A 14979-nucleotide genomic window follows, 5' to 3' on the forward strand; every position below is an offset into this window, starting at 1 on the left:
TCGCGACCCTTTCGCTCCTTCTTCTCGACACCGCCCGCCCATGACCTCCTCCACGCCCACCCCGCTCAGCTACAAGGACGCCGGTGTCGACATCGACGCAGGCGACGCTCTCGTCGACCGCATCAAGCCCCTGGCGAAGAAAACCATGCGCGAAGGCGTGCTGGCCGGCATCGGCGGCTTCGGCGCCCTGTTCGAAGTGCCCAAGCGCTACAAGGAGCCCGTGCTGGTGAGCGGCACCGACGGCGTGGGCACCAAGCTCAAGCTGGCTTTCGAATGGAACATGCACGACACCGTCGGCATCGACCTCGTGGCCATGAGCGTCAACGACGTGCTGGTGCAGGGCGCCGAGCCCCTGTTCTTCCTCGATTACTTCGCCTGCGGCAAGCTGGACGTGGACACGGCCGCGGCCGTGGTCGGCGGCATCGCCCGCGGCTGCGAGCTCTCGGGCTGCGCCCTGATCGGCGGCGAAACCGCTGAAATGCCCGGCATGTACCCCGCCGGCGAGTACGACCTGGCCGGCTTTGCGGTCGGCGCGGTCGAAAAGTCGAAGATCCTCACCGGCCAGAACGTGAAGCCCGGCGACGTAGTGCTGGGCCTGGCCTCGGCCGGCGTGCATTCCAACGGTTTCAGCCTCGTGCGCAAGGTGATCGAGCGCGCTGGCGCCGACCTGCCCGCCACGCTCGACGGCAAGCCCTTCCGCAACGCCGTGATGGAGCCCACCCACCTGTACGTCAAGCCCGTGCTCGAAGCGCTGGGCAAGCACCCGATCAAGGCGCTGGCGCACATCACCGGCGGTGGCCTGCTCGAGAACATCCCGCGCGTGCTGCCCGAAGGCACCGCCGCCCACCTCAAGAAGGGCAGCTGGCCGCAGACCGAGCTGTTCGCCTGGCTGCAGAAGGTGGCCGGCATCGACGACATCGAGATGAACCGCACCTTCAACAACGGCATCGGCATGGTCGTGGTGATCGACGAGGCCGAAGCCGCCGCCTGCGCCGCCACGCTGCGCGCGGCCGGTGAATCGGTGCACGAGATCGGCGTGATCGCCGAGCGCGGCGACGGCGCGGCCGTGGTCGTCGCCTGAGCGCGGCCCGCTCCCTTTCTCTTCCCGTAGCCCGACCGATCACCTCCCGGATGGCCAAGCCGCTGCCCGACGCTTCCCCCGCCACCCTCCGGCCCCAGGCCGCATCCCGCCATGTGGTGATGGCCAGCTACCTGCTGATGCTCGCGGGGCTGATGCTCGTGATGTGGCAGCACCTGCTGCCCGGGCTGCTGTGCGTGTGCATCGGCTTCCTGATCGCGCGCTGGTTCGCCCGGCTGCTGGCTGGCTGGCTGTCGCGCCTGAAACCGCTGCGCCCCCGCGCCGACGGCGTGGCCCGGGTGCTGGCGGTCACGCTGGTGCTGCTGGGCCCCATCGGCGCGGTGACGCTGGGACTGTCCCAGACGCGCGAATACGTGCTCGACGCGCCCGACCAGTACCGCGAACTGCTCGACTACACGGCCCGCACCGTGCTCGAACTGCGCTCCAAGCTGCCGGTCGACATCGCCGTCTACCTGCCCGAGGGTGCGGCCGAAGTGCAACGGATCGTCGCCAACTACCTGCGCACGCAGGCCGGATCGCTCGCGATGGCCGGCCGCGCGTGGCTGGGGGCGCTGCTGTTCGCCTACGTGGGCCTCATCATCGGGGCGCTGGCCGCCGTGGCGCCGCCGCCGGCCCAACGCCGGCCGCTGGCGCAGCAGATGTTCCATCGCATCACGACCTTCGGCGAGGCCTTCGCCCAGATCGTGGCGGCGCAATTCTGGATCGCCGCGTTCAACACGCTGCTGACCGCCATCTTCCTGCTGTTCCTGATGCCGCTGTGGGGGCTGGAGCTGCCTTACACGCCCGCGCTCATCACGCTCACCTTCGTCGCCGGGCTGGTGCCGATCGTCGGCAACCTGGTGTGCAACTCGGTGATCACGCTGGTGGCGCTGTCGGTGTCGCCGCTCACGGCGGCGGCCTGCCTGGCCTTCCTGATCCTGATCCACAAGGCCGAATACGTCATCAACGCCAAGGTGGTCGGCAGCCGCACGCAGATGCGGGTGTGGGAGCTGCTGGCCGTGATGTTCGTGGCCGAGGCGGTGTTCGGCCCGGCCGGGCTGGTGGCGGCGCCGCTGTACTACGCGTACCTGAAAAAAGAGCTGCAGGCCGCCGAGCTGGTCTGAGCGTCGATGTCCTGATCTGATCGGTTCCGGTCCGCTTCGGCGCGGCCGACCGGCTGGTGCATTGGAAGAATTGGCGGCATCATCCACTCCGCTTGCGAGCCGCCGCCATGACCACCTGTCTGATTGTGATCGATGCCCAGCAGTCGTTCCGCCACCGCCCCTACTGGCAGGCCACCCTGGTGCCCTCTTACCTCGAGGCCCAGAACGCGCTGATCGCGGGTGCCGTGGCCGCGGGGCTGCCCATCGTGCGCGTCTTCCACATCGACCCGCCGCAGGAGGCCTCCAACCCCTTCGCGGTCGAATCAGGCCACGTACGCCCCATCGACGGGCTCGTCCCCTTCGAGGCGGCTGCCACCTTCACCAAGCATCGCCACAGCGCGCTGGTCAACAGCGGGCTCGATGTGTGGCTCACCCAGCGGGGCATCCGCCGCCTGATCGTGAGCGGCATCCGCACCGAGCAATGCTGCGAGACGACCACGCGCCATGCCTCGGACCTGGGCTGGGAGGTCGACTACGTGACCGACGCCACCCTCACCTTCGACATGGTGCAGCCCGACGGCCGGCCGCTCGCCGCCGCCGACATCAAGGCCCGCACCGCGACCGTGCTGCACGGGCGCTTCGCCACGGTCTGCAGCGTGGCGCAGGCGCTCGAACGTGCCGCCGCAACCCAGGCGGAGGGCGCGCCCGCATGAGCGCGCTGCGCGTGCGCATCCTGGCCTACGACGGCGTCGAGGCGCTGGACTTCGCCGGCCCCTTCGAGGTCTTCACCACCGCCGCCCGCGTCCATCAGCGCCTCCACCCCGGCGCACCCACGCTGTTCGACGTGGCCTCGGTCGCCCATGCCCGCGCCGGGGAACCGGTGCAGGCACGCGCCGGCCTGCGGCTGCTCGCCGACCACACGCTGGCCGATGCCGCCGCAGCCGCCGACGTGCTGGTCATTCCCGGCGGCGTGGTCGATGCGCCGATGGCAAGCCCCGACACCCTGCGCTGGATCGCGCACTGCGCGGCCGGTGCGCAGCTCGTCGCCTCGGTCTGCACCGGCGTCTTCCTGCTCGCGCAAAGCGGCGTCGTGACGCACGAGGCGGTCACCACGCACTGGGAAGACCTCGCCGACCTGCGCGCGCAGTTCCCGCAACTGGACGTGCGCGAAGGCGTGCGCTGGGTCGACACCGGCCGCATCGTCAGCTCGGCGGGCATCAGCGCGGGCATCGACATGAGCCTGCACCTGGTCGAGCGCCTGGCCGGCAGTGAACTCGCCGAGCGCACGGCGCGCCAGATGGACTACTCATGGACCCGCAACGAGACCCCATCCGCGTAGTCTTCGTGCTGCTGCCCGACAGCCTGGTGCTCGACTGGGCCGGGCCGGCCGAGGCGTTGCGTATCGCCAACCAGAGGCTTCGCGCGGCGGGCCAGGCCGAGCGCTTCGTCATCGAATTCGCGGGACCCCGGCCGACCATCAAGGGGTCCGTCGGCGTCGCGCTCTCGGGGCTGGCGCCCTTGCCGACGCGATGGGACGGCCCCGGCTGGGTGGTGCTGGTCGGACTGCCGGGCGACACCATCGCGACCGACAACCCCGAGGCGCAGGACCTGCTGCACTGGCTGCGCGGCCAGCGCTTCTCGCGCGGCGGCGTCGAGCTGGTCACGGTCTGCGCGGGCGCCCTGCTCGCGGCGCACGCCGGCGCGCTCGCGGGCCGACGCGTCACCACGCACCACCATCACCTCGATGAGCTGCGCGCCGTGGAGCCTCGCTGCGAGGTGGTGAGCAACCGGGTGTTCGTGATCGACGCGCCGGTCTACAGCAGCGCGGGCGTCACGACGGGCATCGACCTGATGCTGCACCTCGTCGCCGGCACCTGCGGCGAGGCGCTGGCGGCCCAGGTGGCGCAGGCGATGGTGGTGGCGCTGCGGCGCGGCCCGCACGACCCGGAGCTGTCGCCCTTTCTCGCCTACCGCAACCACCTGCATGCGGCGCTGCACCGGGTGCAGGACGCGGTCAGTGAACAGCCCCAGGCCGACTGGAACGTGCCGCGCATGGCCGAGGTGGCTCACACCTCGGCACGGCATCTGACACGGCTGTTCGTCGAGCATGCGGGCGTGGCGCCGCTGGCCTACCTGCGCCGGCTGCGGCTGGCGGCCGCGCAACTGGCGCTGGCGTCGGGCGCGAGCGTGACGCGGGCAGCGGAGGTGTCGGGCTTCGGTTCGGACACGCAGCTGCGCCGGGCGTGGCACCAGTTCGGATTGCCGGGATCGCCTTCGGCCGGCGTGTCGACACCCGCCCGCTAGGATTTGTCGCCGCAGGCGTCGGCGCGCGCCCGCAGCAGCGCCTGCTCGCGCGTGTTGCGCGTGAGCGAGGCGGCACGCTGGAACTCCCGCCGCGCCTCGTCATGCCGCCCCAGCTTGAAGAGCAGGTCGCCGCGCACGGTCGGCAGCAGGTGGTAGCCCTTCAGCGCGGGCTCGTCCACCAGCGCATCCACCACCTCCAGCCCTGCCGCGGGCCCGAAAGCCATCGACAGCGCGACCGCGCGATTCAGCTCGACGATGGGCGACGGCGACAGCGCAGCCAGCGCGTCGTACAGTGCCGCGATGCGCGCCCAGTCGGTCTCGCCCGCGGTGCGCGCGCGGCCATGGCAGGCGGCAATGGCGGCCTGAAGTGCGTACGGACCGAGCGCGCCGCCCAGCGATTCGGCACGCGCCAGCGCCGCGAGACCACGGCGGATCAGCATCTGGTCCCAGCGCGCGCGGTTCTGGTCGAGCAGCAGCACCGGCTCACCCGAGGCGCCGACGCGCGCAGCGGTGCGCGAGGCCTGGATTTCCATCAGCGCGACCAGCCCGTGCACCTCGGATTCACCGGGCACCAGCTCGGCCACGATGCGGCCCAGGCGCAGGGCCTCGTCGCACAGCCCGGGGCGCATCCAGTCGTCGCCAGCGGTGGCCGCGTAGCCCTCGTTGAAGATCAGGTAGAGCACCTCGAGCACCGAGGCCAGCCGGGCGTCGAGTTCGTGGCGGCGCGGCACCTCGAAGGGCACGCGCGCCTCGGCCAGCGTGCGCTTGGCGCGCACGATGCGCTGCGCCACGGTGGCCTCGGGCACGAGAAAAGCGCGCGCGATCTCGTCGGTCGTGAGCCCCCCCATCAGCCGCAGCGTGAGCGCCACCCGCGCCTCGGTCGAGAGCACCGGGTGGCAGGCCGTGAACACGAGGCGCAGCAGGTCGTCGCCGATGTCGTCGTCGAGCGCCGCATCGACAGCCTGAGCGAAATCGGCCTGCGCCATCTCGTGCAGGGCGTCGAGTTCGCGGCCGATCTCGGGCGCCTTGCGCTCGGCCAGCTGCACGTGGCGCAGGCGGTCCAGGGCGCGGTGCTTGGCCACCTGCGTAAGCCAGGCGGCGGGGTTGTCGGGCACGCCGTCGACGGGCCATTGCTCGAGCGCGGCCACCAGCGCATCCTGCGCCAGTTCTTCGGCCAGACCCACGTCACGCACCTTGCGCGCGAGCGTGGCGATGATCTTCGCGGACTCGATGCGCCAGACCGCCTCGATGGCGCGGTGGATGGCGGCGGCGTCCCGGCCTTCGCTCATACGCCCCCTCCGGCCGATGCGCGGGATAGCATGCGGCCATGACACCACGCCTCATTGGATTGAGCCTCGGTTTCGCGTTCGGCCTTGCATTCGGCCTTTCCTGCGGCGATGCCCGGGCGGACGACCTCGCAGTGGAACGCAACAGCCTCGGCATGGCCTTCGTGCGATTGCCGACCGGCGAATTCCTCATGGGCAGCGACGAGGCGCCCGATGCGCTGGCACGCGACTATCCCCAACTGCCCAAGGAGCGCTTCACCCAGCTGGGCGACGAAGGGCCGGTGCACAAGGTGCGCATCACGCGGGCGTTCTGGATGGGGCAGCACGAGGTGACGGTGGGCCAGTTCCGGCGCTTCCTCGAGGCCTCGGGCCATGTGCCCGAATCGGTGGCCGACGGCACCGGCGGCTACGGCTGGCGCGCCGACTACGACCCAGCCACCACGCGGCGTGGCGACGCCTTCGAAGGCCGCGACCCGCGCTACTCCTGGCGCGACCCCGGCTTTGCGCAGAACGACGACCACCCGGTCGTCAACGTGAGCTGGAACGACGCGCAGGCGCTGGCCGCATGGCTGAGCCGGGCCGAAGGCAAGCGCTATCGCCTGCCGACCGAAGCCGAGTGGGAGTACGCCTGCCGCGCCGGCACCCGCTCGCGCTACAGCACGGGAGACGATCCGGCCTCGCTGCTGCGCGGGGCCAACGTGTTCGACGCGCGCAGCGCCGCCCATTGGCCGCGCTGGCGCGCGATGGCGCTCGCGGGCGACGACGGTTTCGCCTTCACCGCCCCGGTCGGCAGCTTCGCGCCGAACGCCTGGGGCCTCTACGACATGCACGGCAACGCGTGGGAATGGGTGGCCGACTGGCATGGCGACGAATACTACGCGCGCTCACCCGTCGACGACCCCCAGGGTCCGGCCGCGGGCACCGTGCGGGTGCGCCGCGGCGGCTCCTGGCACACGTGGGCGTTCTACGCCCGTTCGTCCTACCGCAACTGGAATGCGCCCAGCACGCGCTACACGCTCGTGGGCATCCGGCTCGTGCGGGAAGACTAGGGCCGGCTCACTTCTTCAGGGTCTGCTGCATCGACGTGAATTCGCTCGCCACGTCCTGCACCTCGGGCGAGAAGTCCTCCATCTCCTGCACCTGCCGGATTTCGATGACCTCGTCCTCGCTGCCCGGACAGCGGCTGGCCCATTCGATGGCCTCGGCGCGCGAGGCGACATCGATCAGCCAGTAACCGCCCAGCACTTCCTTGACCTCGGCGAAGGGGCCGTCGACCACCTTCGCCTTGCCGCCCGGAAAGCTCACGCGCGCGCCCATCGACGGCGGGTGCAGGCCCTCGCAGCCGATCAGCACGCCGGCTTTCTGCAGGGACTCGTTGAAGGCCATCATCGAACCCACGCGTTCGACGTCGTCGGGCACGGTGCCGGGCGCGGCGGTTTCGTAGCCGTGGGGAATCATCAGCAGCATGAATCGCATGATCGTTTCTCCTTGATGAGTTGACCGGGTTCAGCCGCCGGCCTTGGCCGCAGACTCCGCGCGCAGGCGGTCTTCCTGCGCCAGCAGTTCGGGCGTCATGGCATCGCCGAAATCGGTGGCCTCGAACACCTGGCGGATCTCGATCTCGCCTTCCTGGAACGGGCTGCGCTTGATCCACTCGATGGCTTCCTCCTTCGACTTCACCTGCAGCAGCCAGAAGCCCGCGAGCAGTTCCTTGGTCTCGGTGAAGGGGCCGTCGATCACGGTGCGCTTCTTGCCTTCGCAGCGCACGCGCGCGCCCTTGGACGACGGGTGCAGCCCCTCGCCCGCCAGCAGCACGCCGGCCTTGACCAGTTCTTCGTTGAACCGGCCCATCTCGGTCAGTATCTCGGTGCTCGGCATCACGCCGGCTTCGGAATCGGGGCTCGCCTTGACCAGAACCATGAATCGCATGTCGTTTCTCCTGTGGGTTGATGAGGATCGGGAGACGCCGGAATCTGCGCGCTCCTGTTCACACGTCGGATGAGCGGCCAGCGGATCGACACGGCCGCGCCGATCCGCTTGTAATTTTTTGCTTCAGAGATTTCAGAGATAGCCGCAGAAGCGCAGCACGTGGCCGTCGGGTTCGCGGATCGCGAATTCGCGCAGGCCCCAGGGCTGGGACGCGGGCGGCTCGATCACGGTCACGCCGCGCTTCACATAGGCGGCGTGCAGGCCGTCGATGTCCTTGCCGACGTGGATCACGATCTCGCCGCGCCACGGCCGGGCCTCGCGGGTGCCGCATTGCCACAGGCGCAGGTAGACCGGGTCGCCGTGGCTGCCGTCGCCCTTCTTGACGCGCGCGTAGCTGGGCGGCTCGCCCGCCATGAAGTCGAGCTCGAAGCCCAGCACGTCGCGAAACCACCGTGCGGCGCGCGACACGTCGGACACCGGCAGCACCGGCTGCACGCCATGGAACTGATGCAGCGTGCCCAGGTCGGGAGGCGCCGCGCTCACACCGGTGCGGGTGTCGTCGTCGCTCATGGGCAGGGCCGTCAGCTGGCCATGCGCCGCAGCAGGGCTACGCGCTCGGCGATCGCGTCGATGTCGAGCGCATCTTCGGCGTTGGCGAGGTAGGTTTCGAGGTCGACCACCGCCAGCGCGGCATGGCCCTGCTCGGCATGCGCGACGCCCCGGTCGCGGTACTCGCCCCAGGCGGCGGGCAGGAGCGCGATCAGGCGGTTCTGCACCGCGATGTAGCGCGGCCAGTCTTCCTGGGCGTGGTGCACTTCCTTCAGGTTGCGCAGCATGCGCGCGATGATCTCGCGCGGGCTCGCGGGCTGCAGGTACAGGCCCAGCGGCACGTCGAAGTCGCCGACCAGCCCGTTGCCGCGCTTGTAGGGTTCGAGCCGCTCGCCCAGTTCCTCGCGCGAGAGCGACTTGCCGGTGAACGGATCGATCACGACCTGCCCCTTGGGCAGCGTGACCTTGATCATGAAGTGCCCCGGGAAACTGATGCCGCGCGCCTGCAGGCCCAGGCCCAGCGCCAGCTCCATCCACAGCACGGCCAGCGAGATCGGAATGCCGCGGCGGGTGCGCAGCACGGCGTTCAGGTAGCTGTTGTCGGGGTCGTAGTAGTCGTTGACGTTGCCGCCGAAGTTCAGGTCGCTGAAGAAGAACTGGTTCAGCGCGCGCAGCCGGGCCAGCGGTGCGGCGTCGGCGGGCAGGCGGCGCTTCAGGCGCGCGAGCAGCTGGTCGACGTCGCCCAGCACCTGCTGCACGTCGAGTTCGGGGTATTCGTCCTGCGCGATGCTGGCGGCCGCTTCGAGCAGCGGAAAGTGGTCATCGCTGCCGACCAGCGACCCGAAATATTCCAGTGCGGTGGGGACCTGGTAACTGAACGTCATATGGCTTTGTAGAGGAGCCCGCTGGGAGCGTCAAGGCGGTGTTTTCCGGCTCGCCAACGGCGCCTCAGCGGCGCATGAAACTGCGCAGCCGCACGCCCGCTGCCGTGAGCACGGCAAAGTAGAGCAGCGCGGCGCCGGCGATCAGCGCGGCCAGCAGGCCGATGCGGTGCAGGCGCTGCGCACGCAGGCCGACCCAGTCGAAATACTGCGCGCCCCAGGCCAGCAAGGCCGCCAGCACCACGGTGCCCAGCAGCACCTGCAGCGCGAACTTGCCCCAGCCGGGTTCGGGGGTGTAGCTGCCGCGCCGGATCAGTCCGACCAGCAGCCAGAGTGCGTTGACCAGCGCGCCGATGCCGATCGTCAGCGTCAGGGCCGCGTGCTGCAGCAGCGGCACCAGGAAGAAGTTGAGCACCTGCGTGAGCACCAGCACGCTCACGGCGATCAGCATGGGCGTGCGCGTGTCGTGCTTGGCGTAGTAGCCGGGCGCGAGCACCTTGACCGCCACGAGGCCGACCAGCCCCACGCCGTAGCCCATGAGCGCCACGGTGGTACGGCCCACATCCTCGCCGGTGTAGGCGCCGTTGTGGAACAGCACGGCCACCAGCGGCTTGGCGAACAGCAGCAGTGCCACGGCGCACGGGGCCGCCAGCAGCACGACGAGCCGCAGGCCCCAGTCGAGCAGCGACGAATAGCGCGCATCGTCCTTCGCGGCGCGCGCGCCTGCGAGCTGCGGCATCAGCACCACGCCGAGCGCCACGCCGAGCATGGCGGTGGGGAATTCCATGAGCCGGTCGGCGTTGGTGACCCAGGTCACGCTGCCGGTGGCCAGGTGCGAGGCGATCTGCGTGTTGATAAGCAGCGAGATCTGCGCCACGCTCACCCCCAGCAGCGCGGGCAGCATGAGCTTCATGACCTTGCGCGTGGTCGGATCGTTCCAGGCCGCACGCAGCGCCTTGACGCTGGCGCCGATGCGCGGCATGAGCCCCAGCTTGCGCAGCGCCGGAATCTGCAACGCCAGCTGCAGCACACCGCCGACCATCACGCCCACGCACTGGGCGTAGATCGGCTCGATGCCCCAACGCCGGAACAGCGGCGCGCCGATGGAGATCGACAGGATCAGCGCAATGTTCAGCAGCACCGGCGACGCCGCCGGCACCGCGAACTTGCGCCAGGTGTTCAGGATGCCGCCCGCCAGCGCCACCAGCGACATGAAGCCGATGTAGGGGAACATCCAGCGCGTCATGACCACGGCCGCATCGAAGCCCGCCAGCCCGCTGGCCATGGCCCAGACCAGCAGCGGCGCGCCCGCCACGCCCGCCACGCACAGCACCACCAGGGCCCAGGTCAGCAACGTGGCGACGTGGTTGATCAGCGCCTGGGCGCCCTCCTGCCCGGCCTCGGTCTTTTGCGCGGCCAGCACCGGCACGAAGGCCTGGCTGAAGGCGCCCTCGCCGAAGACGCGGCGAAACAGGTTGGGGATGCGGAAGGCGACGTTGAAGGCGTCGGTGAGCGCGCTGACGCCGAACACCGAGGCGAACAGCACGTCGCGAACGAGCCCGGTGATCCGCGAAGCGAGGGTCAGCAGGGAGACGGTGGAGGCGGATTTGAACAGGGACACGGGGGCGAGTGTAGGGCCCGCCAAGGTGCCAAAAGTGGCCGATTCGCTGAAAACCGGAACCCGGCCTATAATGGAGGGCTTTGCTGCATCATCCTCAGACACCTAAGGAACACTAAATATGGCATCCGCCAAGCCCAAGAAGAAGAACCCGCGCCTCGCGTCGGGCCGCAAGCGCGTCCGCCAGGACGTCAAGCTCAACGCTGCGAACACCTCGCTGCGCTCCAAATACCGTACCGCTGTCAAGAACGTCGAAAAGGCTGTTCTGGCTGGCGACAAGACCAAGGCAAGCGAACTGTTCGCGAAGGCCCAGAGCATCGTCGACACCGTCGCCGACAAGGGCATCTTCCACAAGAACAAGGCAGCCCGCGACAAGAGCCGCCTGTCGGCCAAGGTCAAGGCCCTCGCCCTCGCGCCTGAAAAGGCCGCCGCCTGACACCTGTCAGGCAAGCCCGGACTGGAATCCTCCGGTCCGCCGTTTGATCGGGGTGCGCTGCAGCAAGCAAAAGTGAAAAACCGCCTTCGGGCGGTTTTTTCATGGGCGCTCGAAAAGAGCACAAGAGAAAGCGCTTCCGGCGCCGGGCAAAGAAAAAGGCCTGGGAGTCAGGCCTTTTTGGGAGGGGGCGGCGTATCCGCCGGGTCGGGCACGAGGCAGGCCTCGGCCACCTGCAGATTGTTGTCCTTGGCGAAGTTCACGCAGAAGTCCCAGGCCATGGGCTCGGCGTCGCGCAGGGCGCGGTTCACGACCACGCACTTCACGCCATTGATGGTCGTGGGAATGCACCAGGGCGAATAGCTCAGGTGGCTGCCCGGATAAGCACCGCCGGGGCGGAAGGAGCACATGACGCCGGCGAGGCGTTCCGCCCAGTCGCTGGGTCGGAAAGTGCGGCCATCGTGGGTGATGCCCTGGATGAAGATTTCTTTGGCGTTGGGGGAAATCATCGTGAAATGAGGCGACCGGAACAGGTGTTGCGGTGCAGCAAGCGATTCTATCCCGCGCCTTTTTTACATCCTGAATACGGGGCATTGCTGTGATGCGGAATCCTCAACGAAGCCGTCAAACCAGCCGCCTAGAATTCGCGTTCCCTATCTGGAGAACCGAATGAGCGCCACCGCCCAGCAACCCACCTCGCCCCACGTCATGAACACCTACGGTCGCCTGCCGATCGCGCTGTCGCACGGCCAGGGCTGCCGAGTCTGGGACACCACGGGCAAGGCATACCTCGACGGCCTGGGCGGCATCGCCGTCAACACGCTGGGCCACAACCACCCCGAGCTGGTGCCTGCGCTGCAGGACCAGCTGACCAAGCTGATCCACAGCTCCAACTACTACCACGTGACCGGCCAGGAACAGCTCGCCACCAAGCTCACCGAGCTGTCGGGCCTGACCAACGCCTTCTTCTGCTGCACGGGCCTGGAAGCCAACGAAGCCGCCCTGAAGCTGGCGCGCAAGTACGGCCACGACAAGGGCATCGAGCGCCCCGAAATCGTCGTCTACGAAGCGGCCTTTCACGGCCGCAGCATCGCCACGCTGTCGGCCACCGGCAACCCCAAGGTGCAGGCCGGCTTCGGCCCGCTGGTCGAAGGCTTCATCCGCGTGCCGCTGAACGACATCGAGGCGCTGAAGAAGGCCACCGAAGGCAACCCGAACGTGGTTGCCGTGTTCTTCGAGACCATCCAGGGCGAAGGCGGCATCAACCCGATGCGCGTGGATTACCTCAAGCAGGTCCGCCAACTGTGCGACGAGCGCGACTGGCTCATGATGATCGACGAAGTGCAGTGCGGCATGGGCCGCACCGGCAAGTGGTTCGCCCACCAGTGGGCGGGCATCAAGCCTGACGTGATGCCGCTGGCCAAGGGCCTGGGCTCGGGCGTTCCGATCGGCGCCGTCGTGGCCGGCCCCAAGGCCGCCAACATCTTCGGCCCGGGCAACCACGGCACCACCTTCGGCGGCAACCCGCTGGCCATGCGCGCCGGTGTGGAAACCATCCGCATCATGGAAGAGCAGAAGCTGCTCGAGAACGCCGCCACCGTCGGCGCCCACCTGAAGGCCGCGCTGGAGCGCGAAATCGGCGGCCTGAGCGGCGTGAAGGAAATCCGCGGCCAGGGCCTGATGCTGGGCATCGAGCTCGACCGCCCCTGCGGTGCGATCCTGAACCGCGCCTGCGACGCCGGCCTGCTCCTGAGCGTCACGGCCGACAAGGTGATCCGCCTCGTGCCGCCGCTCATCCTGAGCATTGCCGAAGCCGACGAGATCGTTGCGATCCTCGCGCCCATCGTCAAGACCTTCCTCTCGGAGCCCGTTGCGCAATGACGACCGCCGCCGCACCGAACGCCCTGCGCCACTACCTCCAGTTCTCGGACTTCACGGCCGACGAGTACGTCTACCTCTTCGATCGCATGGCGATCATCAAGAAGAAGTTCAAGACATATGAGAAGCACCAGCCGCTGACCGACCGCACGCTGGCCATGATCTTCGAGAAGGCCAGCACGCGCACCCGCGTGAGCTTCGAGGCCGGCATGTACCAGCTCGGCGGCAGCGTGGTGCACCTGACCACGGGCGACAGCCAGCTCGGCCGCGCCGAGCCCATCGAGGACAGCGCCAAGGTCATCAGCCGCATGGTCGACCTGGTGATGATCCGCACCTACGAGCAGACCAAGATCGACGCTTTCGCCGCGCACTCGCGCGTGCCGGTCATCAACGGCCTGACCAACGAGTTCCACCCCTGCCAGATCCTGGCGGACATCTTCACCTACATCGAGCACCGCGGTTCCATCCAGGGCAAGACGGTGGCGTGGGTCGGCGACGGCAACAACATGGCCAACACCTGGCTGCAGGCGGCCGAGATCCTGGGCTTCACGGTGCATGTGAGCACGCCCAGCGGCTACGAGGTCGACCAGTCGATCGCCGGCATCCGCTCGGGCGACAGCTACAAGGTCTTCCAGGACCCGATGGAAGCCTGCCGCGGCGCCGACCTCGTCACCACCGACGTCTGGACCAGCATGGGCTACGAGGCCGAGAACGAGGCCCGTCGCAAGGCCTTCGCCGACTGGTGCGTCGACGAGGACATGATGCGCATCGCGCAGCCCGACGCCCTCTTCATGCACTGCCTGCCCGCGCACCGCGGTGAGGAAGTGCAGGCCGAGGTCATCGACGGGCCGCAGTCGGTGGTGTGGGACGAAGCCGAGAACCGCCTGCATGCGCAGAAAGCGCTGATGGAGTTCCTGCTCCTGGGTCGGCTCTGATCCCCTGCGCACCCCACACCGCGCTGGCTTCATGAACCCCTGCCAGACCTGCGGCGCCTGCTGCGCCAGCTACCGCGTCGACTTCAGCGTGTACGAACTCGACGACAACGGGGGCCGTGTGCCCTCGGGCCTGGCGGTCGAGGTGAACGACGCCATCTGCCGCATGCGCGGCTCCGACCACACACCTCCGCGCTGTGCCGCGCTCACCGGCAAGATCGGCCAGTCGGTGGCCTGCGGCATCTACGAATGGCGGCCGAACCCTTGCCACGAACTGCAGGCTGGCAGCGACGCCTGCCAGCGCGCGCGCCTGCGGCATGGGCTCGCGGTGCTGACCGACGCGCTGCACTGACGGCAACGCAACTCAGGCCACGGGCACTGGCAGGCCACCGAGCTGCCCCTTGAACTCCTGCAGCGAAAAATGCGTCTGCACGTGGCGCACGCCCGGCAGGCGGTGCAGCTTGCGCTGCAGCAGGTCGGAATAGGCATCGAGGTCCTTCGCGACCACCACGAGGATGAAATCCGCCGGCCCCGAGATGCCGTGGAACATCACCACCTCGGGAATGGCGCACACGGCGTCCTCGAAGGCGCGCGACGAGATCTCGGTCTGGTGGTCGATGCCAACCATCACGAAGGCCAGCACGCCGAAGCCCAGCGCGCGCCGGTTCAGGCCCGCGTGGTAGCCGCCGATCACGCCGTCGTCTTCCAGCTTCTTCACCCGCCGCCAGCAGGGCGACTGCGACAGGTGCGCCATCTGCGCCAGCTCGCCCGAGGTCAGGCGGGCGTTGTCCTGCAGCGCGCGCAGCAGCTGAAGGTCGGTTCGGTCCAGGTCGGCTTGCATGATTTGTTCTTTAGATCCTCTTGATTGAATAGATTATTCAATCTTTTCAAGATTTATGGATAACTTCTCGACTCAAGGCATTCACTGCGCATAGCATTCGGCACCCGGCGGCCCTTGTGGACCGCCCGCAACCGGCCCACACTGCCC

18 protein-coding genes are annotated in these 14979 nt (G+C 68.7%); 10 read left to right on the forward strand and 8 right to left on the reverse strand.

Going from position 1 to position 14979, the window contains the following annotated elements; translation table 11 throughout:
• Positions 1 to 40: 40 nt before the first annotated feature.
• From purM to D3H34_RS30075, 5 genes are all read left to right on the forward strand, one after another.
• Positions 41 to 1081 (forward strand): phosphoribosylformylglycinamidine cyclo-ligase, encoded by a 1041-nt coding sequence (gene purM, locus D3H34_RS30055; RefSeq protein ID WP_119558440.1) that lies wholly within the window; start codon positions 41 to 43, stop codon positions 1079 to 1081.
• 50 nt (positions 1082 to 1131) lie between these two features.
• Positions 1132 to 2202: an AI-2E family transporter gene (locus tag D3H34_RS30060; protein WP_119558442.1), complete on the forward strand. Its 1071-nt coding sequence runs from the start codon at positions 1132 to 1134 to the stop codon at positions 2200 to 2202.
• A 107-nt stretch (positions 2203 to 2309) separates the two neighbouring features.
• A complete protein-coding gene (locus tag D3H34_RS30065) occupies positions 2310 to 2894 on the forward strand; it encodes an isochorismatase family protein (RefSeq protein ID WP_119558444.1) in 585 nt (194 codons plus the stop codon).
• On the forward strand, positions 2891 to 3520 hold the full coding sequence (locus D3H34_RS30070; RefSeq protein ID WP_119558447.1) for a DJ-1/PfpI family protein: 630 nt from the start codon (positions 2891 to 2893) through the stop codon (positions 3518 to 3520). Before D3H34_RS30065 ends, D3H34_RS30070 begins: the two co-directional genes overlap by 4 nt.
• Positions 3490 to 4485, forward strand: coding sequence for a GlxA family transcriptional regulator (locus D3H34_RS30075; RefSeq protein ID WP_119558448.1), 996 nt, complete (start codon positions 3490 to 3492; stop codon positions 4483 to 4485). The genes D3H34_RS30070 and D3H34_RS30075 overlap by 31 nt, the downstream gene beginning before the upstream one ends.
• Here the strand turns inward: D3H34_RS30075 and D3H34_RS30080 are convergent.
• A complete protein-coding gene (locus D3H34_RS30080; protein WP_119558450.1) occupies positions 4482 to 5774 on the reverse strand; it encodes an RNA polymerase sigma factor in 1293 nt (430 codons plus the stop codon). The two genes, D3H34_RS30075 and D3H34_RS30080, sit on opposite strands and share 4 nt — an antisense overlap.
• Positions 5775 to 5926: 152 nt before the next feature.
• Here D3H34_RS30080 and D3H34_RS30085 point away from each other — a divergent pair, with 152 nt between their 5' ends.
• Positions 5927 to 6820: a formylglycine-generating enzyme family protein gene (locus tag D3H34_RS30085; protein WP_286186460.1), complete on the forward strand. Its 894-nt coding sequence runs from the start codon at positions 5927 to 5929 to the stop codon at positions 6818 to 6820.
• 7 nt (positions 6821 to 6827) lie between these two features.
• Here the strand turns inward: D3H34_RS30085 and D3H34_RS30090 are convergent, their stop codons facing one another.
• The 5 genes from D3H34_RS30090 to murJ all read right to left on the reverse strand — a co-directional run bounded on the left by D3H34_RS30090 (position 6828) and on the right by murJ (position 10751).
• Complete coding sequence (locus D3H34_RS30090; protein ID WP_119558454.1) at positions 6828 to 7247, reverse strand: YciI family protein; 420 nt, start codon at positions 7245 to 7247, stop codon at positions 6828 to 6830.
• Positions 7248 to 7277: 30 nt separating this feature from the next.
• Positions 7278 to 7700: a YciI family protein gene (locus D3H34_RS30095; RefSeq protein WP_119558455.1), complete on the reverse strand. Its 423-nt coding sequence runs from the start codon at positions 7698 to 7700 to the stop codon at positions 7278 to 7280.
• A gap of 132 nt (positions 7701 to 7832) precedes the next feature.
• On the reverse strand, positions 7833 to 8270 hold the full coding sequence (locus tag D3H34_RS30100) for a bleomycin resistance protein (protein WP_119558457.1): 438 nt from the start codon (positions 8268 to 8270) through the stop codon (positions 7833 to 7835).
• Between the two features lie 11 nt (positions 8271 to 8281).
• Positions 8282 to 9133, reverse strand: coding sequence for a SirB1 family protein (locus D3H34_RS30105; protein WP_119558459.1), 852 nt, complete (start codon positions 9131 to 9133; stop codon positions 8282 to 8284).
• A 64-nt stretch (positions 9134 to 9197) separates the two neighbouring features.
• Positions 9198 to 10751, reverse strand: a complete 1554-nt coding sequence (murJ, locus tag D3H34_RS30110) for a murein biosynthesis integral membrane protein MurJ (protein WP_119558461.1) — start codon at positions 10749 to 10751, stop codon at positions 9198 to 9200.
• A gap of 118 nt (positions 10752 to 10869) precedes the next feature.
• On the opposite strand from murJ, the gene rpsT reads away from it, so the two are divergent.
• Complete coding sequence (gene rpsT, locus D3H34_RS30115; protein WP_056571937.1) at positions 10870 to 11184, forward strand: 30S ribosomal protein S20; 315 nt, start codon at positions 10870 to 10872, stop codon at positions 11182 to 11184.
• A 167-nt stretch (positions 11185 to 11351) separates the two neighbouring features.
• Here rpsT and D3H34_RS30120 read toward each other — a convergent pair whose 3' ends face one another.
• The gene (locus tag D3H34_RS30120; RefSeq protein ID WP_119558463.1) at positions 11352 to 11690 is read right to left on the reverse strand and encodes a DUF3579 domain-containing protein; all 339 of its coding nucleotides are present in this window, start codon (positions 11688 to 11690) and stop codon (positions 11352 to 11354) included.
• A gap of 160 nt (positions 11691 to 11850) precedes the next feature.
• On the opposite strand from D3H34_RS30120, the gene D3H34_RS30125 reads away from it, so the two are divergent.
• The 3 genes from D3H34_RS30125 to D3H34_RS30135 are packed head-to-tail and all read left to right on the forward strand — an operon-like array spanning position 11851 to position 14343.
• Positions 11851 to 13062, forward strand: coding sequence for an aspartate aminotransferase family protein (locus D3H34_RS30125; protein ID WP_119558465.1), 1212 nt, complete (start codon positions 11851 to 11853; stop codon positions 13060 to 13062).
• Positions 13059 to 13994, forward strand: coding sequence for an ornithine carbamoyltransferase (argF, locus tag D3H34_RS30130; protein WP_119558467.1), 936 nt, complete (start codon positions 13059 to 13061; stop codon positions 13992 to 13994). Before D3H34_RS30125 ends, argF begins: the two co-directional genes overlap by 4 nt.
• A 31-nt stretch (positions 13995 to 14025) precedes the next feature.
• On the forward strand, positions 14026 to 14343 hold the full coding sequence (locus D3H34_RS30135) for a YkgJ family cysteine cluster protein (RefSeq protein WP_119558469.1): 318 nt from the start codon (positions 14026 to 14028) through the stop codon (positions 14341 to 14343).
• A 12-nt stretch (positions 14344 to 14355) separates the two neighbouring features.
• On the opposite strand, the gene D3H34_RS30140 is transcribed toward D3H34_RS30135, so the two are convergent.
• Entirely contained in the window at positions 14356 to 14832 is a 477-nt protein-coding gene (locus D3H34_RS30140) for an Lrp/AsnC family transcriptional regulator (protein WP_062477192.1), read from the reverse strand.
• Positions 14833 to 14979 lie beyond the last annotated feature (147 nt).

It is taken from the genome of Acidovorax cavernicola, from assembly GCF_003581445.1.